This is a genomic window from Pseudomonas sp. Arb-4-2C (assembly GCF_055755015.1).
This window is the reverse complement of sequence record NZ_CM146899.1, coordinates 567,364-592,358: the sequence shown is the minus strand read 5'-3', so window position 1 is coordinate 592,358 and position 24,995 is coordinate 567,364. Positions and strand designations below refer to the sequence as shown.

General features: G+C 60.9%; 23 protein-coding genes. 9 read left to right on the top strand and 14 right to left on the bottom strand.

Going from position 1 to position 24,995, the window contains the following annotated elements; all coding sequences use genetic code 11:
* Positions 1–45 precede the first annotated feature (45 nt).
* From rng to mreB, 5 genes are all read right to left on the bottom strand, one after another.
* Complete coding sequence (gene rng, locus AC0J41_RS02525; protein ID WP_025109471.1) at positions 46–1,503, bottom strand: ribonuclease G; 1,458 nt, start codon at positions 1,501–1,503, stop codon at positions 46–48.
* A 58-nt stretch (positions 1,504–1,561) separates the two neighbouring features.
* A complete protein-coding gene (locus AC0J41_RS02520) occupies positions 1,562–2,158 on the bottom strand; it encodes a Maf family protein (RefSeq protein WP_025109472.1) in 597 nt (198 codons plus the stop codon).
* 37 nt (positions 2,159–2,195) lie between these two features.
* Entirely contained in the window at positions 2,196–2,687 is a 492-nt protein-coding gene (mreD, locus tag AC0J41_RS02515; protein ID WP_102356064.1) for a rod shape-determining protein MreD, read from the bottom strand.
* Positions 2,687–3,817 carry a rod shape-determining protein MreC gene (gene mreC, locus AC0J41_RS02510; protein WP_473015966.1) on the bottom strand — a complete coding sequence of 377 codons (1,131 nt, stop codon included), beginning with the start codon at positions 3,815–3,817 and terminating at the stop codon, positions 2,687–2,689. Before mreC ends, mreD begins: the two co-directional genes overlap by 1 nt.
* Positions 3,818–3,959: 142 nt before the next feature.
* The gene (gene mreB, locus AC0J41_RS02505) at positions 3,960–4,997 is read right to left on the bottom strand and encodes a rod shape-determining protein MreB (RefSeq protein ID WP_002555108.1); all 1,038 of its coding nucleotides are present in this window, start codon (positions 4,995–4,997) and stop codon (positions 3,960–3,962) included.
* A 211-nt stretch (positions 4,998–5,208) separates the two neighbouring features.
* On the opposite strand from mreB, the gene gatC reads away from it, so the two are divergent.
* The 6 genes from gatC (at position 5,209) to AC0J41_RS02475 (ending at position 10,428) form a co-directional block, all read left to right on the top strand.
* On the top strand, positions 5,209–5,496 hold the full coding sequence (gene gatC / locus AC0J41_RS02500) for an Asp-tRNA(Asn)/Glu-tRNA(Gln) amidotransferase subunit GatC (protein ID WP_007901429.1): 288 nt from the start codon (positions 5,209–5,211) through the stop codon (positions 5,494–5,496).
* A 16-nt stretch (positions 5,497–5,512) separates the two neighbouring features.
* On the top strand, positions 5,513–6,964 hold the full coding sequence (gene gatA / locus AC0J41_RS02495) for an Asp-tRNA(Asn)/Glu-tRNA(Gln) amidotransferase subunit GatA (protein WP_473014480.1): 1,452 nt from the start codon (positions 5,513–5,515) through the stop codon (positions 6,962–6,964).
* 10 nt (positions 6,965–6,974) lie between these two features.
* Entirely contained in the window at positions 6,975–8,420 is a 1,446-nt protein-coding gene (gene gatB / locus AC0J41_RS02490; RefSeq protein ID WP_473014479.1) for an Asp-tRNA(Asn)/Glu-tRNA(Gln) amidotransferase subunit GatB, read from the top strand.
* Between the two features lie 148 nt (positions 8,421–8,568).
* Positions 8,569–8,943, top strand: coding sequence for a septal ring lytic transglycosylase RlpA family protein (locus tag AC0J41_RS02485; RefSeq protein ID WP_025109477.1), 375 nt, complete (start codon positions 8,569–8,571; stop codon positions 8,941–8,943).
* 46 nt (positions 8,944–8,989) lie between these two features.
* Positions 8,990–10,051, top strand: a complete 1,062-nt coding sequence (locus AC0J41_RS02480; RefSeq protein WP_473014478.1) for a calcium/sodium antiporter — start codon at positions 8,990–8,992, stop codon at positions 10,049–10,051.
* Positions 10,048–10,428, top strand: coding sequence for a carboxymuconolactone decarboxylase family protein (locus AC0J41_RS02475; RefSeq protein WP_473014477.1), 381 nt, complete (start codon positions 10,048–10,050; stop codon positions 10,426–10,428). Before AC0J41_RS02480 ends, AC0J41_RS02475 begins: the two co-directional genes overlap by 4 nt.
* Before the next feature lie 117 nt (positions 10,429–10,545).
* Here AC0J41_RS02475 and AC0J41_RS02470 read toward each other — a convergent pair whose 3' ends face one another.
* The 5 genes from AC0J41_RS02470 to kdgD all read right to left on the bottom strand — a co-directional run bounded on the left by AC0J41_RS02470 (position 10,546) and on the right by kdgD (position 17,103).
* The gene (locus AC0J41_RS02470; protein ID WP_473014476.1) at positions 10,546–11,487 is read right to left on the bottom strand and encodes an AEC family transporter; all 942 of its coding nucleotides are present in this window, start codon (positions 11,485–11,487) and stop codon (positions 10,546–10,548) included.
* Positions 11,488–11,657: 170 nt separating this feature from the next.
* Positions 11,658–13,211: a galactarate dehydratase gene (gene garD, locus AC0J41_RS02465; protein WP_473014475.1), complete on the bottom strand. Its 1,554-nt coding sequence runs from the start codon at positions 13,209–13,211 to the stop codon at positions 11,658–11,660.
* Positions 13,212–13,222: 11 nt separating this feature from the next.
* Positions 13,223–14,587: an MFS transporter gene (locus AC0J41_RS02460; protein ID WP_473014474.1), complete on the bottom strand. Its 1,365-nt coding sequence runs from the start codon at positions 14,585–14,587 to the stop codon at positions 13,223–13,225.
* Positions 14,588–14,686: 99 nt separating this feature from the next.
* Positions 14,687–16,132 (bottom strand): aldehyde dehydrogenase family protein, encoded by a 1,446-nt coding sequence (locus AC0J41_RS02455; protein WP_473014473.1) that lies wholly within the window; start codon positions 16,130–16,132, stop codon positions 14,687–14,689.
* A 59-nt stretch (positions 16,133–16,191) separates the two neighbouring features.
* Positions 16,192–17,103: a 5-dehydro-4-deoxyglucarate dehydratase gene (gene kdgD / locus AC0J41_RS02450; protein ID WP_473014472.1), complete on the bottom strand. Its 912-nt coding sequence runs from the start codon at positions 17,101–17,103 to the stop codon at positions 16,192–16,194.
* A 236-nt stretch (positions 17,104–17,339) separates the two neighbouring features.
* On the opposite strand from kdgD, the gene AC0J41_RS02445 reads away from it, so the two are divergent.
* Both AC0J41_RS02445 and AC0J41_RS02440 read left to right on the top strand, forming a co-directional pair.
* Complete coding sequence (locus tag AC0J41_RS02445; RefSeq protein WP_473014471.1) at positions 17,340–18,644, top strand: phospholipase; 1,305 nt, start codon at positions 17,340–17,342, stop codon at positions 18,642–18,644.
* 11 nt (positions 18,645–18,655) lie between these two features.
* On the top strand, positions 18,656–18,844 hold the full coding sequence (locus AC0J41_RS02440; protein WP_025109486.1) for a hypothetical protein: 189 nt from the start codon (positions 18,656–18,658) through the stop codon (positions 18,842–18,844).
* 414 nt (positions 18,845–19,258) lie between these two features.
* Here the strand turns inward: AC0J41_RS02440 and AC0J41_RS02435 are convergent, their stop codons facing one another.
* The 4 genes from AC0J41_RS02435 to AC0J41_RS02420 all read right to left on the bottom strand — a co-directional run bounded on the left by AC0J41_RS02435 (position 19,259) and on the right by AC0J41_RS02420 (position 23,842).
* Positions 19,259–20,008 (bottom strand): FadR/GntR family transcriptional regulator, encoded by a 750-nt coding sequence (locus AC0J41_RS02435; RefSeq protein ID WP_024164483.1) that lies wholly within the window; start codon positions 20,006–20,008, stop codon positions 19,259–19,261.
* A 194-nt stretch (positions 20,009–20,202) separates the two neighbouring features.
* Positions 20,203–21,930, bottom strand: coding sequence for an ABC transporter ATP-binding protein/permease (locus AC0J41_RS02430; RefSeq protein ID WP_025109488.1), 1,728 nt, complete (start codon positions 21,928–21,930; stop codon positions 20,203–20,205).
* 96 nt (positions 21,931–22,026) lie between these two features.
* The gene (locus AC0J41_RS02425) at positions 22,027–22,587 is read right to left on the bottom strand and encodes a response regulator transcription factor (protein WP_003221630.1); all 561 of its coding nucleotides are present in this window, start codon (positions 22,585–22,587) and stop codon (positions 22,027–22,029) included.
* A complete protein-coding gene (locus AC0J41_RS02420; RefSeq protein ID WP_025109489.1) occupies positions 22,580–23,842 on the bottom strand; it encodes an ATP-binding protein in 1,263 nt (420 codons plus the stop codon). The genes AC0J41_RS02425 and AC0J41_RS02420 overlap by 8 nt, the downstream gene beginning before the upstream one ends.
* 313 nt (positions 23,843–24,155) lie before the next feature.
* Between AC0J41_RS02420 and AC0J41_RS02415 the strand changes: the two genes are divergently transcribed.
* Complete coding sequence (locus AC0J41_RS02415) at positions 24,156–24,875, top strand: SIMPL domain-containing protein (RefSeq protein ID WP_025109490.1); 720 nt, start codon at positions 24,156–24,158, stop codon at positions 24,873–24,875.
* Positions 24,876–24,995 lie beyond the last annotated feature (120 nt).

The window sequence follows — 24,995 nt, the reverse complement described above, 5'->3', positions numbered from 1 at the left end:
GAAAAGCTGAGGCCAGCCGTTGTGGATTAAATGTGCCGCAGGGGATCAGAGCAGCACCACATCATATTGTTCCTGGGAATACATGGTTTCGACCTGAAAGCGTATGGTGCGCCCGATGAATCCTTCAAGCTCGGCGACGTTACCGGATTCTTCATCGAGCAGTCGATCCACAACTTTCTGGTTCGCCAGGACGCGATAGCCCTCGGCCTGATAGGCGCGGGCTTCACGCAGAATCTCGCGGAAGATCTCGTAACAGATGGTTTCCGGGGTCTTCAGCTTGCCGCGCCCCTGGCAACTGCTGCATGGCTCGCACAACACTTGCTCCAGACTTTCGCGGGTGCGCTTGCGGGTCATCTGCACCAGGCCCAACTCGGTGATGCCGATGATGTTGGTCTTGGCGTGGTCGCGCTCCAGCTGTTTTTCCAGGGTACGCAGCACCTGGCGCTGGTGCTCTTCATCTTCCATGTCGATGAAGTCGATGATGATGATCCCGCCCAGATTGCGCAGCCGCATCTGCCGGGCAATCGCGGTGGCGGCTTCGAGGTTGGTCTTGAAAATGGTTTCTTCGAGGTTGCGATGACCGACGAACGCCCCGGTGTTGACGTCGATGGTGGTCATGGCTTCTGCCGGATCGACCACCAGATAACCGCCGGACTTGAGCGGTACTTTGCGCTCAAGGGCTTTCTGGATTTCATCTTCGACGCCGTACAGGTCGAAAATCGGCCGTTCGCCCGGATAATGTTCCAGACGGTCGGCGATCTCCGGCATCAGCTCTGCGACGAACTGCGTGGTTTTCTGGAAGGTTTCCCGGGAGTCGATGCGGATTTTCTCGATCTTCGGGCTGACCAGATCGCGCAGCGTGCGCAGGGCCAGGCCGAGGTCTTCATAAATCACGCTCGGCGCGCCGATGGTCTGGATCTGCGCGTTGATCTGATCCCACAGGCGCCGCAGGTAGCGAATGTCCATGAGGATTTCATCGGCCCCGGCGCCTTCGGCGGCAGTACGCAGGATGAAGCCACCGGCCTCTTTGATCCCTTCCTTGGCCACGCAATCGCTGACCACCTGCTTGAGGCGCTCGCGCTCGGCTTCGTCCTCGATCTTCAGGGAAATGCCGACGTGAGCGGTGCGCGGCATGTACACCAGATAGCGCGAAGGAATCGACAGCTGTGTAGTCAACCGCGCGCCTTTGGAACCGATCGGGTCCTTGGTGACTTGCACCACCAGGCTCTGTCCTTCGTGCACCAGCGAGCTGATGCTCTCGACCGCCGGCCCTTCGCGCAGGGAAATTTCCGAAGCATGAATGAACGCCGCGCGATCCAGACCGATGTCGACGAAAGCCGCCTGCATGCCCGGCAGCACACGCACGATCTTGCCTTTATAGATGTTGCCGACGATCCCGCGTTTTTGCGTGCGCTCGACGTGGACTTCTTGCAGCACACCGTTTTCGACCACCGCCACACGCGATTCCATCGGCGTGATGTTGATCAGAATCTCTTCACTCATGGCAGGGTCTCGTTCAGGCATGTTCACGATAATGGCCGCATCTTGATTCGTACGACGCTCATTGCGCGTGCAGGTTTTGCCAACAGGGTATGCCGAAATGGCCCAACAGTTCTGCGGTTTCGCAAACCGGTAGCCCGACCACGGCCGAATAGCTGCCATTGAGGCCCGCGACAAACACCGCGCCCAGGCCCTGAATGCCATAACCGCCGGCCTTGTCCCGAGGCTCGCCGCTGGCCCAATAGGCGGCGGCTTCGTCGCGGCTGATCGGGCGAAAGCGCACCAGGCTGCGCACCACTCGCGACTCACAACGCTCGCCTTCGAGCACGGCAATGGCCGTCAGCACTTCATGCTCCTTGCCGGACAACATCATCAGCATGGCGCATGCCTCGGCTTCGTCCACCGGTTTGCCAAGAATTTTGCCGTCGAGCACCACGGCGGTGTCCGCCCCCAGCACGCAAAACGCCGCGGCAGATGCGAGCGTGCGCCGACCGGCCTCGGCCTTGCCGCGCGCCAGGCGCTCGACATAGGCCGAAGGCGATTCTTCGGCTAGCGGGGTTTCATCGATGTCCGCACTGATGGCGGAGAACGGCACGCCGATCTGCGTGAGCAATTCACGCCGGCGCGGCGATCCTGAGGCGAGGTACAGCGGCTTCATCAAAACATCTCCCTGTTCAGTGCCCAGCCTCACCGGATCAATTGATTTTGTAGCGCCGGCGCAATCCACGCAAAGCGAAGCTGACCCAAGGCCAGAGCAGCGCGCTGGTCAATGCCGGCAACACCAGTGCCAGGGTCGGTTGGCGGTTGCCGGTCAGGGCACTGAGCCACAGCTGAACCAGTTGCGCGAGACCGAAGATGACCAGGATGACCAGGCATTGCTGCCATATCGGGAACATCCGCAGGCGTTGCTGCAATGACAGCACCAGGAACGTGATCAGGGTCAGGATCAAGGCGTTCTGACCGAGCAGATCACCCTGCAGCACGTCTTCGGCCAGCCCCAGGCAAAACGCCGTGACCATGCCGACCGTATGCGGCATATACAAGGCCCAGAATGTCAGGAGCAAGGCCAGCCACAGCGGACGCAGGATTTCCATGAAAATCGGTAATGGCGACACACTGAGCAGTATGCCAATCAGAAACGTCAGCCAGACAATCCAGCCGTTACGCGATGCGGTAGCCCCGACCATTATTCTTGTCTCCCGGTAGTTGCCGGTGCGGTGACAGGCGGTTTGGCCGCCGGTCGGGCAGCAGGCTGACTCGCCGGTGGCTTACTGGCTGCAGGTGGTTTTGCAGCAGCGGGCGGTTTGCTTGCAGCGGGCTTGGCCGGTGGAGTACTGGCAGCAGGGGCAGCCGCTGGCGTCGCCGTGGCAGGCGTGATTGCGGCGGCCGGCGGGGTCACGGTTTTAGGCACTGTTGCGGGAATCACCGGGCCACCGCCCTGCGCATCGAGGTTTTCCTGGGCCTGCGCCGCATCGTTGGCACGCTCTTCGGCCGTGCGGTTGTCGCTGAACACCAGCAGCATGTAGCGGCTGCGGTTCAGCGCAGCCGTCGGTACGGCACGAACGATGGCAAACGGCTGGCCGGAATCGTGGATCACTTCCTTCACGGTCGCGACCGGGTAGCCTGCCGGGAAGCGTTGTCCGAGGCCGGAGCTGACCAGCAGATCGCCTTCCTTGATGTCAGCCGTGTCGGCGACATGGCGCAATTCCAGGCGTTCAGGGTTGCCGGTGCCGCTGGCAATCGCCCGCAAACCGTTGCGATTGACCTGCACGGGAATGCTGTGGGTGCTGTCAGTGAGCAGCAGCACGCGGGAGGTGTACGGCATCAACTCGACTACTTGCCCCATCAGACCACGCGCATCGAGCACCGGCTGACCGAGGACCACGCCATCACGCTCACCTTTATTGATGATGATGCGGTGGGTGAAGGGATTGGGGTCCATGCCGATCAACTCGGCCACTTCAACCTTTTCGTTGACCAGCGCGGAGGAGTTGAGCAACTCGCGCAGCCGAACGTTCTGCTCGGTGAGGGCGGCAAGCTTCTGCATGCGGCCCTGCAGGAGCAGGTTTTCGGTCTTGAGTTTTTCGTTTTCGGCGACAAGCTCGGTACGACTGCCGAACTGGCTGGCGACGCCTTCCCACAAACGTCCGGGCAGGTCGGTGATCCAGTAGGCGTCCATCAGCACCAGCGACATCTGGCTGCGTGCTGGCTTGAGCAGACTGAAACGGGCATCGACCACCATCAGTGCAACCGATAACACGGCCAGCACCAACAGGCGGACGCCCAACGAAGGGCCCTTGGCGAAAAGCGGTTTAATAAGCCGCTCCTCCCAGGCAAATGTTCTGTTTATTCATACGGCATCAAACCGGCCTGGATGAAGACTGACAGAAGATAAACGCCAACAGGCAGCACTACAAAGTGCTGCCTGCGCGCTCACCCACGTATTGCAAACCGGCGAGTTATTCGCTGGAGAGCAGGTCCATGGTGTGTTTGTCCATCATTTCCAATGCACGGCCACCGCCGCGAGCAACACAGGTCAGCGGGTCTTCGGCAACGATCACCGGCAGACCGGTTTCCTGGGCCAGCAACTTGTCGAGGTCACGCAGCAGCGCGCCACCACCGGTCAGCACCAGGCCACGCTCGGCGATGTCGGAAGCCAGTTCCGGCGGCGACTGCTCCAGCGCACTTTTCACGGCCTGAACGATGGTTGCCAGGGACTCTTGCAGAGCTTCCAGCACTTCGTTGGAGTTCAGGGTGAATGCGCGTGGAACGCCTTCGGCCAGGTTGCGGCCGCGAACGTCGACTTCGCGAACTTCGCCGCCCGGGTAGGCCGTGCCGATTTCCTGCTTGATGCGCTCGGCAGTCGATTCACCGATCAGGCTGCCGTAGTTGCGGCGCACGTAGGTGATGATCGCTTCGTCGAAGCGGTCGCCGCCAACGCGTACGGATTCGGCATACACCACGCCGTTCAGGGAGATCAGCGCGATTTCAGTGGTACCACCACCGATATCCACGACCATCGAGCCGCGAGCTTCTTCGACCGGCAGGCCGGCACCGATCGCAGCGGCCATTGGCTCTTCGATCAGGAACACTTCACGAGCACCGGCACCAAGGGCCGATTCACGGATGGCACGACGCTCAACCTGAGTGGATTTGCATGGAACGCAGATCAGCACACGAGGGCTAGGCTGCAGAAAACTGTTTTCGTGAACCTTGTTGATAAAGTATTGCAGCATCTTTTCGCAGACGCTGAAGTCGGCAATGACGCCGTCCTTCATCGGACGAATGGCAGCAATGTTGCCCGGCGTACGGCCGAGCATGCGCTTGGCTTCGGTGCCGACAGCAACGACACTTTTCTGGTTACCGTGTGTCCGAATGGCCACAACCGATGGCTCATTCAGGACGATACCGCGCTCGCGCACGTAAATAAGGGTGTTGGCAGTGCCCAGGTCAATGGAAAGATCGCTGGAAAACATGCCACGCAGTTTCTTGAACATGGGAAAGGGACCCTAGGCAACGCGTGGGTAAAAAAGTGCGGCAAACTCTAACAACGACAGGGATTTTGGGCAAGGCGCCAATATGTTAAATTGGCCGCTTTTCTGTGCACCAAGCCCCACAATCGCGGCCTTATGACCGTAGAAGTGCGGTAGTGTTCCGACAATCTAACACACGGACGCCGTCCGTTCTGTTTTCCACAGGAGAATCCCGATGGCGCTAGAACGCTCCGACGTGGAAAAAATCGCACATTTGGCCTGCCTTGGCCTCAATGATGCCGATCTTCCACACATTACTTCCGCCCTCAACAGCATTCTCGGGCTGGTCGACGAAATGCAGGCCGTCAATACCGACGGTATCGAGCCTTTGGCCCACCCGCTGGAAGCCAGTCAGCGCCTGCGCGCCGACGTCGTGACCGAGACCAATCACCGCGAGGCTTACCAGTCCATCGCACCAGCGGTCGAAAACGGCCTGTATCTGGTTCCGAAAGTCATCGACTAAAGGGAAAGAGCCTGCAATGCATCAAATGACTCTGGCCGAGATCGCCCGCGGTCTCGCCGATAAAAAGTTTTCCTCCGAAGAGCTGACCAAAGTCCTGCTGGCGCGTATTACCCAGCTCGATCCGCAGCTCAACAGTTTCATCAGCCTCACCGAAAAGCTGGCCCTCGAGCAGGCGAAAGCCGCCGACGCACGCCGGGCCAACGGTGAGAGCGGCGCCCTGCTCGGCGCGCCGATCGCCCACAAAGACCTGTTCTGCACCCAGGGCATTCGCACTAGCTGCGGCTCGAAGATGCTCGACAACTTCAAGGCGCCCTACGACGCCACCGTGGTTGCGAAACTGGCCGCTGCCGGCGCTGTGACCCTGGGCAAGACCAACATGGACGAGTTCGCCATGGGTTCGGCCAACGAGTCGAGCTGGTACGGCGCGGTAAAAAACCCGTGGAACCTGGAACACGTACCGGGCGGCTCGTCCGGCGGTTCGGCGGCGGCCGTTGCCGCTCGTCTGTTGCCGGCGGCGACGGCTACCGACACGGGTGGTTCGATCCGTCAGCCGGCGGCATTCACCAACCTCACCGGCCTGAAACCGACCTACGGTCGCGTTTCGCGCTGGGGCATGATCGCTTACGCCTCCAGCCTCGATCAGGGCGGCCCGTTGGCGCGCACGGCCGAAGACTGCGCAATTTTGTTGCAAGGTATGGCCGGCTTCGATCAGAACGACTCCACCAGCATCGATGAGCCAGTGCCGGATTACTCCGCCAGCCTCGGCGATTCGCTGCAAGGCCTGCGCATCGGCGTGCCGAAGGAATACTTCAGCGCCGGTCTCGACCCGCGCATCGCCGAGCTGATCCAGAACAGCATCAAAGAGCTGCAGAAGCTCGGTGCCGTGATCAAGGAAATCAGCCTGCCGAACATGCAACACGCAATTCCTGCGTACTACGTGATCGCGCCGGCAGAGGCCTCCTCGAACCTGTCACGTTTCGACGGCGTGCGTTTCGGCCATCGCTGCGAGCAGCCGAAAGACCTGATTGACCTGTACAAGCGTTCTCGTGGCGAAGGCTTCGGCCCGGAAGTCCAGCGCCGGATCATGGTCGGTGCCTACGCCCTGTCCGCCGGTTACTACGACGCCTACTACCTGAAAGCGCAGAAGATCCGTCGCCTGGTGAAGAACGACTTCATGGCTGCCTTTAATGAAGTCGACATCATCCTCGGCCCGACCACGCCAAACCCGGCCTGGAAGCTCGGCGCCAAGAACAGCGACCCGGTCGCTGCCTATCTGGAAGACGTCTACACCATCACCGCCAACCTCGCGGGCCTGCCGGGCCTGTCGATGCCGGCCGGTTTTGTCGACGGTCTGCCGGTTGGCGTGCAGTTGCTCGCTCCATATTTCCAGGAAGGCCGTTTGCTCAATGTTGCGCACCAGTATCAGTTGAACACTGACTGGCACACCCGCACCCCAACCGGCTTCTGAGGAGACACACATGCAATGGGAAGTCGTGATCGGGCTGGAGATTCACACTCAGCTCACTACCCGGTCGAAAATCTTTTCCGGTAGTTCCACCACGTTCGGTTCCGAGCCGAACACTCAGGCCAGCCTGATCGACCTGGGCATGCCTGGCGTTCTGCCGGTGCTGAACCAGGAAGCCGTGCGTATGGCGGTGATGTTCGGTCTGGCGATTGATGCCGAGATCGGTCAGCACAACGTGTTCGCCCGCAAGAACTACTTCTACCCGGACCTGCCGAAGGGCTATCAGATCAGCCAGATGGAATTGCCGATCGTCGGCAAGGGCCACCTGGACATCGCGCTGGAAGACGGCACCGTCAAACGTGTCGGCATCACCCGCGCGCACCTGGAAGAAGACGCCGGCAAGAGCCTGCACGAAGAATTCAACGGTGCCACCGGCATCGACCTGAACCGTGCCGGCACGCCGCTGCTGGAAATCGTTTCCGAGCCTGACATGCGCAGCGCCAAGGAAGCCGTGGCTTACGTCAAGGCGATCCACGCGCTGGTACGCTACCTGGGCATCTGCGACGGCAACATGGCCGAAGGCTCGCTGCGTTGCGACTGCAACGTGTCGATCCGTCCCAAGGGCCAGGTCGAGTTCGGCACGCGCTGCGAGATCAAGAACGTCAACTCGTTCCGTTTCATCGAGAAGGCGATCAACTCCGAGATCCAGCGTCAGATCGAGCTGATCGAAGACGGCGGCAAAGTGATCCAGCAAACCCGTCTGTACGATCCGAACAAGGACGAGACCCGTCCGATGCGTTCGAAAGAGGAAGCCAACGACTACCGTTACTTCCCCGATCCGGACCTGCTGCCAGTGGTCATCGAAGAGTCGTTCCTGGGTGAGGTGCGCGCCACCCTGCCGGAACTGCCACCGCAAAAACGCGAGCGCTTCCAGAGCCAGTTCGGTCTGTCGGCCTACGACGCCAACGTGCTGGCCACCAGCCGTGAGCAAGCGGACTACTTCGAGAAAGTCGCAGCCATCGGCGGCGACGCCAAACTGGCGGCGAACTGGGTGATGGTCGAGTTGGGCAGCCTGCTCAACAAGCAAGGCCTGGACATCGACGAGTCGCCGGTTTCGGCTGAACTGTTGGGCGGCATGCTGCAGCGCATCAAGGACAACACCATCTCCGGCAAGATCGCCAAGGTGGTGTTCGAGGCGATGGCCAACGGCGAAGGCAACGCAGACGAAATCATCGCCAAGCGCGGCCTCAAGCAAGTGACCGACACCGGCGCGATCTCCGCGGTGCTGGACGAAATGCTCGCGGCCAACGCCGAGCAAGTTGAACAATATCGTGCGGCTGATGAAGCCAAGCGCGGCAAAATGTTCGGCTTCTTCGTCGGCCAGGCCATGAAAGCCTCCAAAGGCAAGGCCAACCCGCAGCAAGTGAACGAACTGCTGAAAAGCAAGCTCGAAGGCTGATGTAAATGGAGCCAGCCTTAAAGCCTGGCGCCATCCCTTGTAGGAGTGAGCCTGCTCGCGATAGCGATTTGACAGTCACTTTTCCGGTGTCTGACATTGCGCTATCGCGAGCAGGCTCACTCCTGCATTTGATTCGGAAATCCTTTGAATGAAGCGTCTGTTCAGCCTTTGCGCCCTACTCTCTTTACTGGCGGGTTGCGCCAGCAACGACATCATCGACCCGCACGGTTACGACCAGACCGGCGTCGCCTCCTATTACGGCGCCAGACACCACGGTAAACGCACCGCCAGCGGCGAAGCGTTCAACCAGCATTCCCTGACCGCCGCCCATCGCCAACTGCCGTTCGGCACGCGGGTGAAGGTCACCAACCTGAAAAACGACAAATCCTGCATTGTGCGCATCAACGATCGCGGACCGCACACCCGCGGCCGCCTGATCGATGTCTCGCGTGAGGCGGCCGAGCGTCTCGGCATGCTCGGCAGCGGCACGGCGCGGGTTCGCATACAGGCTCTCGACGACTGATGGAGCGCTGACTATTTTTGCTCTGGCCGATTTACCGCTGATCAACGTGATCGAACTGCTCAGCGGCCTGTTTCTGCTGATCATCGGCGCCGAACTGATGGTACGCGCCGCCGTGCGTCTGGCTGCGCGCTTGCATGTGCGCCCGCTGATCATCGGCCTGACCATCGTCGCTCTCGGCAGCAGCGCCCCGCAAATGGCCGTCAGCCTGCAGGCGACACTGGCACACAACCCCGACATCGCCGTCGGCAGTGTGATCGGCAGCAGCATCTTCAACATCCTCGTGACCCTCGGTCTGTCGGCGCTGATCATTCCGCTGCGCGTCTCGCGGCAACTGGTGCGTTTGGACATCCCGCTGATGATCGGCGCCAGCCTGCTGGTGTTCGTCCTCGCGTGGAATGAACAGATCGGCCGCCTCGACGGCATTCTGCTGCTCGCGGCGCTGGCGCTGTATCTGGGCCTGCTGCTGCGCCAGTCGCGGCACTCGGCCCGGCCGCATTCCGAGTTACCGCACACGCCGCACGCATCGTGGTTCGGCAGCTTGCTGATGATCGCCGCCGGCCTGGCGCTGCTGGTGTTCGCCGGGCATTTGCTGCTGGGCGCAGCGGTGGCGGTGGCGACCGACCTGGGCTTCTCCGAGCGAGTGATCGGCCTGACCGTGGTCGCGGTCGGCACCTCACTGCCGGAACTCGCCACCTCGCTGATCGCCGCATTGCGCGGCCAGCGTGACATTGCGGTGGGCAACGTGATCGGTGCCAACCTGTTCAATCTGCTGGGGGTGCTCGGCATCACCGCGCTGATCGCGCCGACGCCATTATCGGTGTCGCCCAACGCGCTGGATTTCGACTTGCCGGTGATGCTCGGCGTCGCGGCGCTGTGCCTCCCCGTGTTCTATTCCGGCTACCGCGTGACCCGCGCCGAAGGTTTGCTGCTGCTGGGTTTGTACCTGGCGTACGGGTTGCATGTGGTGTCGTTCACCACCGGTATGCCGCTGGCCGGCAAACTTGAAAAACTGATGCTGTTTTACGTGCTGCCAACGCTGCTGGCGTTCCTGTTGTTCACGTCCATACGCGCCTGGCGCCGCCAACACCACAAGAGGGATGTGCCATGACCGATTCGAAGAAATCCGGGGTTGAAATCCGCCGTCAGGTAATGGGCGATGCGTTCGTTGATCGCGCGCTGGGCAATGCCACCGAGTTCACTCAGCCGTTGCAGGATTTCGTCAATGAACACGCCTGGGGCGGCGTGTGGAATCGCGAAGGCCTGCCGCTGAAAACCCGCAGCCTGATCACCCTGGCAGCACTGACGGCATTGAAGTGCCCGCAGGAATTGAAAGGCCACGTGCGCGGTGCGCTGAACAATGGCTGCACAGTGGAAGAGATCCGCGAGGCGCTGCTGCACTGCGCGGTGTATGCCGGGGTGCCGGCGGCGATTGATGCGTTTCGCGCGGCGCAGGAAGTGATCGATACCTATCAGAAGCCTGAGTGATTTGGCGTCTGTGAAATAGCTATCGCGAGCAGGCTCACTCCTACAGGGAAACGCATTCCAAATGTAGGAGTGAGCCTGCTCGCGATGGGGCCGGTCCATTCCCTACAAACCCCAGAGTCAGATCCAGCCACCCCACTGCAACACAAAGATCCCGACATTGGTGGTCACCGCCGCCATCAGCGTGGTCAGCACAATGATCGCCGCCGCCAGCTCATGATTGCCCTGCGCCGCCCGGGCCATGACAAAACTGGCCGCCGCCGTCGGGCTGCCGAAATACAGAAACAGAATCCCCAGCTCCGCCCCGCGAAAACCCCACAGCCACGCCCCCAGTGTTGCCAGCACCGGCAGGCCGATCATCTTCAGCAGGCTGGAGCTGAGCGCCATGCTGCCGCTCTGGCGCAGCGCCGCCAGCGACAACGTGCCGCCGATGCAGATCAGCGCCAGCGGCAAGGTGGTCTGCGCCAGATACTGGCCGGAGGTTTCCAGCCAGCCCGGCAGGCTGATCTTGAACCAGGCAAACGGCGCCGCGGCAATCACGCTGATGATCGGCGGGTTGCTGAACACGCTTTTGCAGATGCTCCACGGATCGGACTTGATCACCGGGCTGTACACCGCCAGCACGATGGTCGACAGGGTGTTGTAGAACAGGATCACCAGCGCCGCGAGAATCGCCCCGAGGGAAATCCCGTAGTCGCCGTACATGCTCGCCGCCAGCGCCAGGCCGATCACTCCGTTGTTGCCGCGAAACGCGCCCTGGGTGTAGATGCCGCGATCCTCGCGCGGGCAACGGAAAATCGCCCAGCCCCACGCCAGGGCGAAACTCGCCAGCGTGGCGAGCGCGAAGTAGATCAGCAGTGCTGGTTGCAAAGCAGCGTGCAGATCCGCATGCAGGATCCCGAGAAACAGCAGCGCCGGCATGCTGACGTTGAACACCAGCGACGAGGCGGTGTGAATGAAGTTGTCGTTGATCCAGTCGATGCGTTTGAGCAACACCCCGAGAAACAGCATGGCGAACACCGGCGCGGTGATGTTCAGGGTTTCGAGGAAGATTGCCAGCATGCCGTGGGAGCCTTTGGGTGAGCGTTCGTCAGGAGGCTAATGATAAGCCAGCCGATCCTTCGGCGTCTGTGAGAACGCTTTCGCGAGCAAGCCCGCTCCCACAGGGATCTCATTTACACCGCAGATCAAATGTGGGAGCGGGCTTGCTCGCGAAGAACCATGACACGATGTCAGGTAATCGGCGCCGGGTTGAACAGGGTGATGTCGTTATGCAGCTTGTGCTTCTCCGTCCAGGTCTGCTGCTTGCCGCTCGCCACATCCAGGTAGTAGTGAAACAACTCCCACCCCAACTCCTCGATGGACGCACGCCCGGTCGCAATCCGCCCGGCGTCGATGTCGATCAGATCCGGCCAGCGTTGCGCCAACTCGGTCCGGGTCGAAACCTTGACCACCGGCGCCATCGCCAAGCCATACGGCGTGCCGCGCCCGGTGGTGAACACATGCAGGTTCATCCCCGCCGCCAGTTGCAACGTGCCGCAGACAAAATCACTGGCCGGCGTCGCGCAGAAGATCAGGCCCTTGCGCTTGAAACGTTCGCCCGGGCCGAGCACGCCGTTGATCGCGCTGCTGCCGGATTTGACAATCGAGCCCAGCGACTTCTCGACGATGTTCGACAACCCGCCCTTCTTGTTGCCCGGCGTGGTGTTGGCGCTGCGGTCCGCTTCGCCCTTGGCCAGGTAACGGTCGTACCAGTCCATCTCGCGCACCAGTTCCTCGGCAACGGTCCTGGTTTCGGCGCGGGAGGTCAGCAGGTAGATCGCATCGCGCACTTCCGTGACTTCGGAAAACATCACCGTCGCCCCCGCACGCAACAACAAGTCCGAGGCGTAGCCCAGCGCCGGATTGGCGGTGATTCCGGAAAACGCGTCACTGCCACCGCACTGCATGCCGAGGATCAGCTCGGAAGCCGGCACGGTTTCGCGGCGGCGCTGGTCGAGCTTCTTCAAACGGACTTCGGCCAGCGCCATGATCTGCTCGATCATCTCGGTGAAACCGTGACTGGAATCCTGCAGGCGATACAGCCACGGCTCGCTCAGATCGACCGACGCATCGTCCTCGTGCATCACCTGCCCTGCCTGCAACTTCTCGCAGCCGAGGCTGATCACCAGTGCTTCGCCGCCCAGGTTCGGGTTGCGCGCCAGGTTGCGCACGGTGCGGATCGGGATGTACGCATCGGTAGCGGTGATCGCCACGCCGCAGCCATAACTGTGGGTCAGTGCCACCACGTCATCGACGTGCGGATATTTCGGCAGCAGCTCGTCCTTGATGCGTTTCACCGCGTGATCGAGCACGCCGGTGACGCACTGCACGGTGGTGGTAATCCCGAGAATGTTACGCGTGCCGACGGTGCCGTCGGCATTGCGATAACCCTCGAAGGTGAAGCCTTCCAGCGGCGCCTGTGCGGCCGGTACTTCGGTGGACAGCGGCAGGCTGTCCAGCGGCGGCGCGGTCGGCATGCGCAGTTGATCTTCCTTGACCCAACTGCCACGCGGGATCGGCTGCAACGCATAGCCGATGGTCTGGCCGTAGCGAATCACCTGGCCGCCCTCGGGAATGTCTTCGAGGGTGACCTTGTGGCTCTGCGGCACAAAGTCCACAGTCAGCAGACCGTCCGGGAATTCGGTGCCGGCCGGCACGCCCTGGTCATTGACCACAATCACTACGTTGTCCCGCTCGTGTAGGCGGATGTAGCGCGGCGAGTCGGAATGTTCAATCAACTGCATGACGCCGCTCCTCAGGAATGCGCTTGAGACAATTTGCCGGTGATTTCAGAACCACCGTTGGTTGGCGGCTCTTTGAGCACCACCCGTTTGATCGGACCGACGATTACCAGATAGCTGAACACCGCGACCAGGGCGTTGGCGCCAACAAACACCAGCGCCCATTTGAACGAACCGGTGGAGCTGATGATGTAGCCAATAACGATCGGTGTGGTGATCGACGCGATGTTGCCGAACATGTTGAACAGACCACCACTAAGGCCGGCGATCTGCTTCGGCGACGTGTCGGAAACCACCGCCCAGCCCAGCGCACCGACGCCTTTGCCGAAGAAGGCCAGGGCCATGAAGCCGACCACCATCCATTCGATATCAACATAGTTGCAGGCGACAATACTGCTCGACACCAGCAAGCCACCAATGATTGGCGCCTTGCGAGCGAAGGTCAGCGAATGGCCCTTGCGCAGCAGGTAATCGGAAATCACCCCGCCGAGCACGCCACCGATGAAACCGCAGATTGCCGGCAGCGAAGCAATGAAACCGGCTTTGAGAATGGTCATGCCGCGCTCCTGCACCAGGTACACCGGGAACCAGGTCAGGAAAAAATAGGTAATGCCGTTGATGCAGTACTGGCCCAGATACACGCCGAGCATCATGCGGTTGGTCAGCAACTGACGGATGTAGTCCCACTTCGGTCCATCAGACTTTTTGCCTTGTTTCTGGTCCATGTTGACCATGCCGCCGTTGTCAGCGATGAACTGAACTTCGGCGTCGTTGGCCATAGGATGTTGACGCGGGCTGTGGATAACCTTCAGCCAGATCAGCGAGAAGACGATGCCGAACACGCCCATGACGATGAACACGTGTTCCCAGCCGAAGGTGTAGACGATCCAGCCCATCAGCGGAGCGAACAGCACGGTGGCGAAGTATTGCGCCGAATTGAAGATCGCCGAGGCGGTGCCACGTTCTGCGGTCGGGAACCAGGCGGCGACAATACGCGCGTTACCGGGGAACGATGGCGCTTCGGCCAGGCCCACCAGAAAGCGCAGCATGAACAGCGCGACAATCGCCGTGGACATGCCGAACTCACCGACAAAACCTTGCAGCACGGTGAACAGTGACCAGCAGAAGATGCTCAGGGCATAGACTTTTTTCGAGCCGAAGCGATCGAGCAGCCAGCCACCGGGAATCTGCCCGGCGACGTAGGCCCAGCCGAATGCAGAGAAGATATAACCGAGGGTGACCGCGTCGATACCGAGGTCTTTTTGCAGGCTGGAACCGGCGATGGCGATGGTCGCGCGGTCGGCGTAGTTGATCGTGGTCACCAGGAACAACATGAGCAGGATCAAATAGCGGACGTGAGTCGGCTTGGACGATTGCATGTAGATGTACTCCCACTGATTATTTTTATGCGCGGGTGAATCTTCTTGGGTCTGTCATCTGTGGGGGCTGCAAGCCAGCCCCCACAGCTATTGCAGCTATCAGGAGCCGATGTAGGCAGTTTTCACAACCGTGTAGAACTCTTGCGCATAGCGGCCTTGCTCACGTGAGCCATAGGATGAACCCTTACGGCCACCGAACGGAACGTGGTAATCGACACCGGCCGTCGGCAGGTTGACCATCACCATCCCGGCCTGGGAATGACGCTTGAAGTGGTTGGCGTATTTCAGCGAGGTGGTGGCGATACCGGCCGACAAGCCGAACTCGGTGTCGTTGGCCATCGCCAGCGCAGCGTCGTAATCGGCGACGCGAACAATGTTGGCCACCGGGCCGAAGATCTCTTCACGGCTGATGCGCATCGACGCTTCGCTGTCGGCAAACAACGTTGGCGCGAGGAAGTAGCCTTCGGTGTCGCAGGTCACCAGACCACCACCGCTGACCACGCGCGCACCTTCGCTCTGGCCGATGTCGATGTACTTCAAGTCCTGTTCCAGCTGCGCCTGCGAGACCACCGGACCGATGTCGGTGCCGGACTTCAGCGCGTGGCCGACCTTGATCGACTGCATGCGCTCAGCCATCGCTTCGACAAACTTGTCGTGAATCCCGGCGGTGACGATCAAGCGGCTCGACGCCGTGCAACGCTGGCCGGTGGAGTAGAACGCGCTCTGCACCGACAGCTCGACCGCTTGTTTGAGGTCAGCGTCGTCGAGAATGATCTGCGGGTTCTTGCCGCCCATTTCCAGCTGCACCTTGGCTTGGCGCGAGACGCAGTTGACCGCGATCTGCCGGCCCACGCCCACCGAACCGGTGAAGCTGATGCCGTCGACTTTCGGGCTGTTGACCAGCGCTTCCCCCACCACCCGACCGCTGCCCATCACCAGGTTGAACACGCCGGCGGGGAAGCCTGCGCGAGAGATGATTTCGGCCAGCGCCCAGGCGCAACCCGGCACCAGATCCGCTGGTTTCAGTACCACGCAATTGCCGTAGGCCAGGGCCGGAGCGATTTTCCATGCCGGGATCGCCATCGGGAAATTCCACGGGGTGATCAGGCCGACCACGCCAAGGGCTTCGCGGGTCACTTCAACGTTAACGCCGGGGCGCACCGACGGCACGTAGTCGCCGGACAGACGCAGGCATTCACCGGCGAAAAATTTGAAGATGTTGCCGGCGCGGGTCACTTCGCCGATGGCTTCGGGCAGAGTCTTGCCCTCCTCCCGGGCCAGCAAAGTGCCAAGTTCTTCGCGACGGGCGAGGATTTCCGTGCCGACTTTATCCAGCGCATCGTGACGGGCCTGAATGCCCGAGACCGACCAGGCCGGGAACGCCGCACGCGCAGCATCGATGGCCGCGTGCACCTGAGTCAGGTCAGCCTTGGCGTAGTCGCCAATGGTGTCGCTCAACTCGGACGGGTTGATGTTGGCCGAGTAATCGGCACCGGCGACCCATTCACCGTTGATGTAGTTGTCGTAACGCTTGGAATCAGCCACAGAACATTCTCCTCTGTACGCAAAAGCCGCTGATTGCTCAGCGGCCTTGTGGGTCGGTGTTATTGCGCGCCTTGTTTGTCGATCAGCGCGGCGAGCATTTCGTACTCTTCGCCGGTCAGGTCAGTCAGCGGCGCCCGCACCGGGCCTGCGTCATAGCCGGCAATTTTTGCCCCGGCCTTGACGATGCTCACGGCGTAGCCGGCCTTGCGATTGCGGATGTCGAGGTACGGCAGGAAGAAGTCGTCGATGATCTTGCCGACGGTGGCGTGATCTTCACGGGCAATCGCGTGGTAGAAGTCCATCGCGGTTTTCGGGATGAAGTTGAACACCGCCGACGAGTAAACCGGCACGCCGAGGGCCTTGTACGCGGCGGCATAGACTTCAGCGGTCGGCAGGCCGCCGAGGTAGCTGAAGCGGTCACCCAAGCGACGACGGATCGACACCATCAACTCGATATCGCCCAGGCCGTCCTTGTAACCGATCAGGTTCGGGCAGCGCTCGGCCAGACGTTCCAGCAGCGCCGCGTTCAGACGGCAGACGTTGCGGTTGTAGACCACCACGCCGATGTTCACCGATTTGCACACCGCTTCAACGTGGGCGGCAACGCCGTCCTGGCTGGCTTCGGTGAGGTAGTGCGGCAGCAGCAGCAAACCTTTGGCGCCCAGGCGCTCGGCTTCCTGTGCGTACTCGATGGCCTGCCGGGTCGAACCGCCGACACCGGCCAGAATCGGCACGCTGGTGGCGCAAGTATCGACCGCGGTCTTGATGATTTGCGAATACTCGCTGGCCGCCAGGGAGAAGAATTCGCCAGTGCCGCCCGCCGCGAACAAGGCCGAAGCACCGTACGGGGCCAGCCATTCCAGACGCTTGATGTAACCGGCGCGGTGGAAATCGCCCTGGGCGTTGAAATCGGTGACCGGGAACGACAGCAGACCGGCGGAGAGGATGGACTTCAGTTCTTGTGGATTCATTTTTCGAACACCCTGGGTAGCAACATTTCTTGTGAGTTTTATCGTTCAGCCAGCGCTGAAGTTGTAGGTCATCGTACAACCTAAAAAATAACCGTCAACTGCATTTCATCGTCGCCCGGCATTTTTTGTCAGACAAGATTCTTTCTTGACGTAGGAAAAATCTCGTCTAGGATCGATTTAGCTGTATGTATATACAGTTAAATTGAATCCACCGACGACATATCAAGGAGAAAGAAATGTCCGGACTGCACCCCAAACCACAGGAAAGACCCAAGCCGGTTATCGCCCGTTTCGATGATCTGTTCACCCCAACCGGCATCCACTTCAGCGCCGACAACCCGCATCTGGTGCTGCACATTGCCGATGCTCACAGCGATGTCGAACCGGCCACCGCCGTACCGGGCAAACCGTTCAAAGGCAAACCGCAATTACGCTTCGAAGGCGGCGAGCACACGGCCATTGGCGACAACACACTGCTGCGCTTCGTCGAAAACGCCGAACCGATCCGCGCGCAAAATGTGCAATTGCACTTGCCTAACGGCCTCGCCCTGACTTACGGCCAGGTCGTGGCGCTGGCCGGAGATTTCTACGCCGTGGTCGACCGGCCGATCAACGAAGGTGCGACCCCGGCCGATCGCCTGAACCGCTTCAACGCTGCATTCGATTCCCTCGCGGTGCTGCCGGCCTCCCGCGCCGAGGCGCCGCAGATCCTCGCGGTCATGCAAAAAGAGATCGACGCAGTTAAACAGGCGATCAAGGATGGCAAACAACCGCACGAAGCCTACGATGCACTGGGAGATACGTTGTCCGAAGAGTGGAACAAACTCACCGGCGGCGGCAGTTTCGTCTCCGCGCTGTTCCCCCTTGGGCGTTACCTGAAACTGGCGGCGAACAACGCCGATCACTTCGGCGAATGGGCAAAACTGGCTTACATCGCCGGCCATACCGCTGCATTGCAGACCGCCGTCGCGGCCCGCGCCAATCACGATGAACAACAACTGGAACGGGCCTACGCAATGAACGCGTTCGCCGACCACTTCCTCACCGACCTGTTCTCCTCCGGCCACCTGCGCGTGCCACGCAAAGAGATGGCCGCGGTGGTGACCCCGAGCGATCTCGGCTCGCTGGTGACTCGTTTCATGCACGACGAAGACAGCAAATTCGGCCTCAAGGTGCGCAATGCTCATGGCGATCAATGGCGCGCCTATGGTGACAAACGCTACTTCGAGGCCAGTGATGCGGACAACCGCACCCAGGTCAATCTGGCGGTGCAGGCCTCGGCGGATGAGATCTTCGCCGCCTACCTCAGCGGCAACGTGCCCGCGCCTTCGGCGTTCGCCGCGCTGCAACGGCTGCCGGACCTGACGGCGGTACTGAATCTTTCCGGCAACTTCTCGCCGCTGTTCCGCGTCGAGGGCGGCAAGGTGCTGCGGCGCAAAGACGTGAACAACCTCAACGATACCGCCACCATCGACGACTGGTGGGGCTGGAGCACGTACCTGCTGCTCAAGGACTACCACCCGACCGGTAACGTCAATTAAGGAGAATCACCATGACGATCAAATTGAAACTGGAACTGGCGTCGGGCCAGTCGCTGCAAGGTGCACCGCTGGAGTTGCTGGCCGACGGCAAGCCGATTGCGCGAGGGGTTGTGGATAAATCGGGAGAAGTGGCGTTTGCTGCCAAGCCTGGTAACGCGAAACTGGCAGTGAGGGTGGATCGTTCGATATTGCCGCGCTGAACTCACCGGCCCCTTCGCGAGCAAGCCCGCTCCCACACTTGAAATGCATTCCAAAGTGAAAGCGGGCTTGCTCGCTTTGAATCTCAACTACTTCCCACAATCTGGGGTCGCCGAGAGTCCAAAGTGGGAGCGGGCTTGCTCGCGAAGGCGGTGTATCAGCAACACATGGCTCAGATCTGCAAACTCCTGCATTGAATCTCGGCTGCCTCCCACAATCTGGGGTCGCCGAGAGTCCAAAGTGGGAGCGGGCTTGCTCGCGAAGGCGGTGTATCAGCAACACATGACTCAGATCTGCAAAATCCTGCATTGAATCTCGGCTGCCTCCCACAATCTGGGGTCGCCGAGAGTCCAAAGTGGGAGCGGGCTCGCTCGCGAAGGCGGTGTATCAGCAACACATGACTCAGATCTGCAAACTCAACCCCGCTGCGCCTGCGCCTCTTCATGCGCCTGACGTAACCGTTCACGGCTATTGGTCAGGTGCAGACGCATCGCCGCCCGCGCCGCATCGGAATCCTGGCGGGCAATTGCCTCGTAGATTTCCTCGTGCTCACGGCTCAGGCGGTTCATGTAGTGCTGCTGATCATCATGGGCCAGCCGCGCCGAATTCAGCCGCGTACGCGGAATGATGCTGGTGCCCAGGTGAGTCATGATGTCAGTGAAGTAACGGTTGCCGGTGGACAGGGCGATTTCCAGGTGAAAGGCGAAGTCCGACGCCACCGCATCACTGGCGTGCGCGACGCTGTCGTTCAGCGCATCGAGGGCCGCGCGCATGGTCGCCAGTTGCTCGGGGCTGCGACGTTGCGCGGCAAGGCCGGCGGACTCCACTTCCAGGCTGATGCGCAATTCCAGAATCGCCAGCACGTCGCGCAGGGTGACCACCGTGGCCGGGTCGATGCGAAAGCCGCTGGGGCTTGGCGTATCCAGCACAAACGTGCCGATACCATGACGGGTTTCCACCTGGCCTGCAGCCTGCAAACGGGAAATTGCCTCGCGCACCACGGTGCGGCTGACACCATGCTCCTGCATGATCGCCGACTCAGTGGGCAGCTTGTCGCCACGCTTGAGCAGACCGTCGCGGATCTGCTCGGTCAGCACCGTCACCAGCTCCTGAGCCAGGCTGCGGCGCTTGCGCGGGAGGCGAGGGGTGTCGATCGGGTTTTCCATGGTCAACGTCTGGTCTCGAAAATTCGGCTTGGTTCGCATCATAGCGCAGGCGGGTTGTACGATCACTGTCGAGTCACAACAGCGCTCCTTGCAGGAGTGAGCCTGCTCGCGATTGCGGTTTCACATTCAACAAAGATGTCGACTGTTGCGCCGCTATCGCGAGCAGGCTCACTCCTACAGAGGCATGGTGGTGATCAGGCGGTCACGGCCTGTTCGACCAGATGCCCGCTGTCGATCCGCACATGCCGCGGATGGAAACGCTTGAGGCTGCTGCGATGGCCGACGCTGACAATGCTCAGCCCCGGCAACTGATCGATCAGCGCCTGATACAGCGTCGCTTCATCCTCTTCATCCATCGCCGATGTCGCTTCGTCCATGTACAGCCATTGCGGTGCGTAGAGCAGCGCGCGGGCGAAGGCCAGGCGTTGCTGCTCACCCGGCGACAGCATGCGCTGCCAGTGATTGGCTTCATCCAGACGCGCGACCAGGTGCGGCAGACGGCAGGTTTCCAGCACCTCGACGTAACGCTGCGGCGCGTAAGTGTCGCCCGGTTGTGGATAACTCAACGCCTCGCGCAGGGTGCCGATCGGCAGGTACGGTTTCTGCGGCAGGAACAGATACCGCGCCGCCGGCAAGCGGATGTTGCCGTGGCCCGCGGGCCACAAATGCCCCATCGCCCGCAACAGAGTGGACTTGCCGCTGCCGGATCGGCCGCTGAGCATCACCCGGTCGCCTGGCTCCACCGTCATGTCGGCATTGGTCAGCAGGTGACGACCGTCGGCCAGGTCCAGGCCAAGGTTGTGCACTTTCAGCGCGCTGCCCTGATTCTGCACATCGATGGCCGGGCTGCGGTCTTCATTGTCGGTCATGGCCTGACGGAAACTCAGCAGACGATCACAGGTAGCGCGCCAGGAGGCGAGGTTCTGGTACGCACTGATGAACCAGCTGAAGCTCTCCTGGACATTGCCGAATGCCGAGCTGATTTGCATCAGCTCACCGAGTTCGATCTTGCCGGCGAGGTAACGCGGCGAGGCCACGATGAACGGGAAGATGATGGCTGCCTGGCTGTAACCGGCGGTGAAGAATGTCAGACGCTTGGACACTTTCATGATGTCCCAGAAGTTATGCCAGACATTGCCGAAACGACCGCTCAAACGACGATTTTCGTTCGGTTCGCCGTTATACAACGCGATGCTCTCGGCATTTTCGCGAATCCGCACCATGGAAAAACGCAGGTCGGCTTCAAAGCGTTGTTGTTGGTTGTTCAGGCCGATCAAGCGACGACCGATCAAGTGCGTCAGCCAGCTGCCCACCACCGCATAGACCAGCACGCACCAGAACATGTAGCCGGGAATAGTGATGCCATAGACTTCGATACTGCCCGACACACCCCACAGAATGATCGAGAACGACACCAGGCTGACGATATTGCGCAGCAGGCCGATCCCCAGCTCAAGGGTGTTGGAGGTGAAGTTGTTGAGGTCTTCGGAAATCCGCTGATCCGGGTTATCGGTATAACCGCCCTGCTCCAGCTGGTAGTAGTTCTTGTCCGCTAGCCAACGGGAGAAATGCTTTTCGGTCAGCCAGGCCCGCCAGCGAATCGTCAGCATCTGGGTCAGATAAAGCCGGTACACGGCACCGACAATCGCCACCGCTGCAATTGCGCAGAAATACAGAATCAGCTGCCAGAAAGCCGCTTCATCTTTCTTCTGCAGCGCGTTGTAGAAATCCTTGTACCAGGTGTTGAACCACACCGAGATCCCCACGCTGAGCAACGACAGCGCGATCACTGCAATCAGCAATGTCCAGGCCTTGCCCTTCTCTTCGCTGCGCCAGTAGGGCGTGATGATCCCCCACACCTTGCGAAAAAACTGCCCGCGCACAGCATCGTTGACCGCGGAATATTCAGCGTTCTGATTCATGGAAAAGGCTCGATAAAGAAAAGAACAGACACGCACCGATCATAGTTGATCGGTGCGTTTTATCGCGAGGGCTGGCGATGGCCGTTCAGCGCAGGTTCAGCGACGAACCGGGCGCTTCTGCAGTTTGCGCTGCAGGGTGCGGCGGTGCATGCCCAGGGCGCGGGCAGTGGCGGAGATGTTGCCTTCATGCTCCGTGAGCACGCGCTGGATGTGCTCCCATTGCAGGCGATCGACCGACATCGGGTTTTCCGGCACCAGACTGTCGAGGTCGGCGTGTTCGGAGAGCAGCGCAGCCAGTACGTCGTCGGCGTCGGCCGGTTTGCACAGGTAGTTGCAGGCGCCGCGCTTGATCGCTTCGACCGCCGTGGCAATGCTCGAATAGCCGGTGAGGATCACCACGCGCATTTCCGGGTCCAGCTCCAGCAGCTTGGGCAGCAGCACCAGACCGGAGTCGCCGTCCATTTTCAGGTCCAGCGCGGCGTAATCAGGCAGATCGGCCTGGGCGATGGTCAGGCCTTCTTCGGCCGAACCTGCGGTGCTGACGCGAAAGCCACGGCGGGCCATGGCACGGGCCATCACTCGGGTGAAGGTCGCGTCGTCGTCGACCAGCAGCAAATGCGGCAGTTCTTCGCCTTCGACTTGGATTTCGTCACTCATGTTGGTCTCCTCGGGCGCCGTGAGGCAGGCGCAGCTCGGTGAGCGTGCCGCCTTCCTCATGACTATAGAGTTTCACTGAGCCGCCAGCACGTGTCACGCTGGCCTTGCTCAAAAACAGGCCCAGGCCGAAACCTTTGCCCTTGGTGGTAAAAAATGGTTTGCCGATCTGTTCGGCGATGGCCAGCGGCACACCGGCGCCGTGGTCACGAATACTGATGGTGAGGTTTTCCGCATCCCAGTCCAGCGTCACCTGGAGGTTTTCCGGGCAGGCGTCGGCAGCATTGTTCAACAGATTGAGCAACGCCTGGGTCAGATCCGGCGGCGGCGCCATGCGCGGCACGCTGCCCTGGCCGAGACGGTGGAAGCGGTAACTGGCTTCCGGACGCATCAGGTGCCAGCGGTTCAGCGCCTCGTCGAGCCATTGGGTGACATCCTGCATTTCTACTGCCAGACGTCGGTTGGCCTCGGCGGCGCGCACCAGTTGTTGCAGGGTTTCCTTGCACAGTTTGACCTGATCCTGCAGCACCTTCAGATCGTCCTGCAGCATCGGGTCGGGATGGTCCTGCTGCATCTCCTTGAGCAACACGCTCATGGTCGCCAGCGGTGTGCCCAGTTCGTGCGCGGCGCCGGCCGCCTGAGTGGCGACCGCGAGCAACTGCTGATCGCGCAGGCCTTCTTCACGGCGAATGGCCCGCAACTCTTCCTGGCGGCGCAGCTCTTCGGCCATGCGTGCGGCGAAGAAGGTGATGACCGCTGCCGCGAGGGCGAAGCTCAGCCACATGCCGTACACCTGCAGGTTCTCACGGGCGATCGGCAGGGTTTCCAGCGGATAGAAACGCGTCAGCATCACCGTGTACAGCGCCAGCGCGATGCCGGACAGAACCACCGAATAACGCCATGGCAGCGTCACTGCCGCAATGGTCAGGGGTACCAGATAATAGGAAACGAACGGATTGGTCGAGCCGCCGGAGAAATACAGCAGCGCACTGTGGATCACCAGATCGCAGGCCAGTTGCAGCGCATATTCAAGCTCGGTCACCGGCCACGAAGTGCGCAGGCGCACGGCGGTGAAGACGCACAGCAGCGTCGAGCAGCCGAGGGTCATTGCCAGTTGCACCCACGGCAACGGCAGCAGTTGCAGCCAGTAGGCCAGGCCCACGGAGCCCGCCTGCGCGGCCAGCACCAGAGTGCGGATAAAGGTCAGCCGCCAGAGGTTCTGGCGAGTGGCGGAAGTCAGTTGTACGGGGGCGAGCATGAGCTCTCCTGATGAGCGCTCCAGGCGGATCGCACGGAGTATAACCAAGCCACGGCCTTGAGAGGCGAAAGTGCGGCAAACGACCACATGGCGAAAAGAGTTCCGGCAGCTATAAGGGCGCCTTCGCGAGCAGGCTCGCTCCCACCTTTGAAATGCTTTCCCCTGTTGGAGTGAGCCTGCTCGCGAATGGCTGCGCAGCAGCTCCGGCGATCTGTATAGAAGTTGTAACTGGGCGAACCGGATCACAGAAGCTAGAGTCTGATGGTTTCACGCAGGGACGAATCAACACCTGCGCATTATTCAAGGAGCCTTCATGCACACCTTTCGCCGCAGCGCCGCCCTTCTCGCCCTGACCGTCGGCAGTGTCGCCAGCCTTCCGGCCCTGGCCGCCGATGAGCTGCACTACAACCAGATTTCCCTGCGCGCCGAAGTCAGCCAGGAAGTGGCCCGCGACCTGATGATCGTGACGCTCTACACCGAAGAGCAGAACACCGACCCGGCCAAACTCGCCGCCGACGTCAGCACCACCATGAACAAGGCACTGGCCCAGGCCAAGCAAGTCAAGGACATCACCCTGCGCCAGGGCAGCCGCAACAGCTACCCGATCTACGACACCAAGGGCCAGAAGATCACCGGCTGGCGTGAGCGCGCCGAACTGCGCCTGGAAAGCGCCGACTTCGCCGCCCTGTCCAAACTCACCGGCGAACTGCTGACCGACCTGAAAATGGGCGGCATGGACTTCGCCATCGCCGAGCCGACCCGCAAGGCCAGCGAAGACAAACTGCTCAAAGAAGCCGTCAGCGCCTTCAAGGCCCGCGCCCAACTGGCTACCGATGCACTGGGCGGCAAAGGCTACAAAATCGTCAACCTGAACCTCAACAGCAACGGTTATCCACAACCGTACATGCGCGCCCCGATGATGATGAAGGCTGCCGGCATGGCGGATTCGGCACCGGTCACGCCTGACGTTGAGGCGGGCACCAGCCAGGTCAGCCTGACCGCCGATGGCTCGATCGAAGTACTGATGCAGTGATTTGATGTGGACTGAATGAGAAACCGGCGATCAGTGAATGATCGCCGGTTTTTTTGTGCCCGGATTTTGTACTGAATGATCTGCCGCCGTCGCGAGCAGGCCCGCTCCCACAGTTTGAAA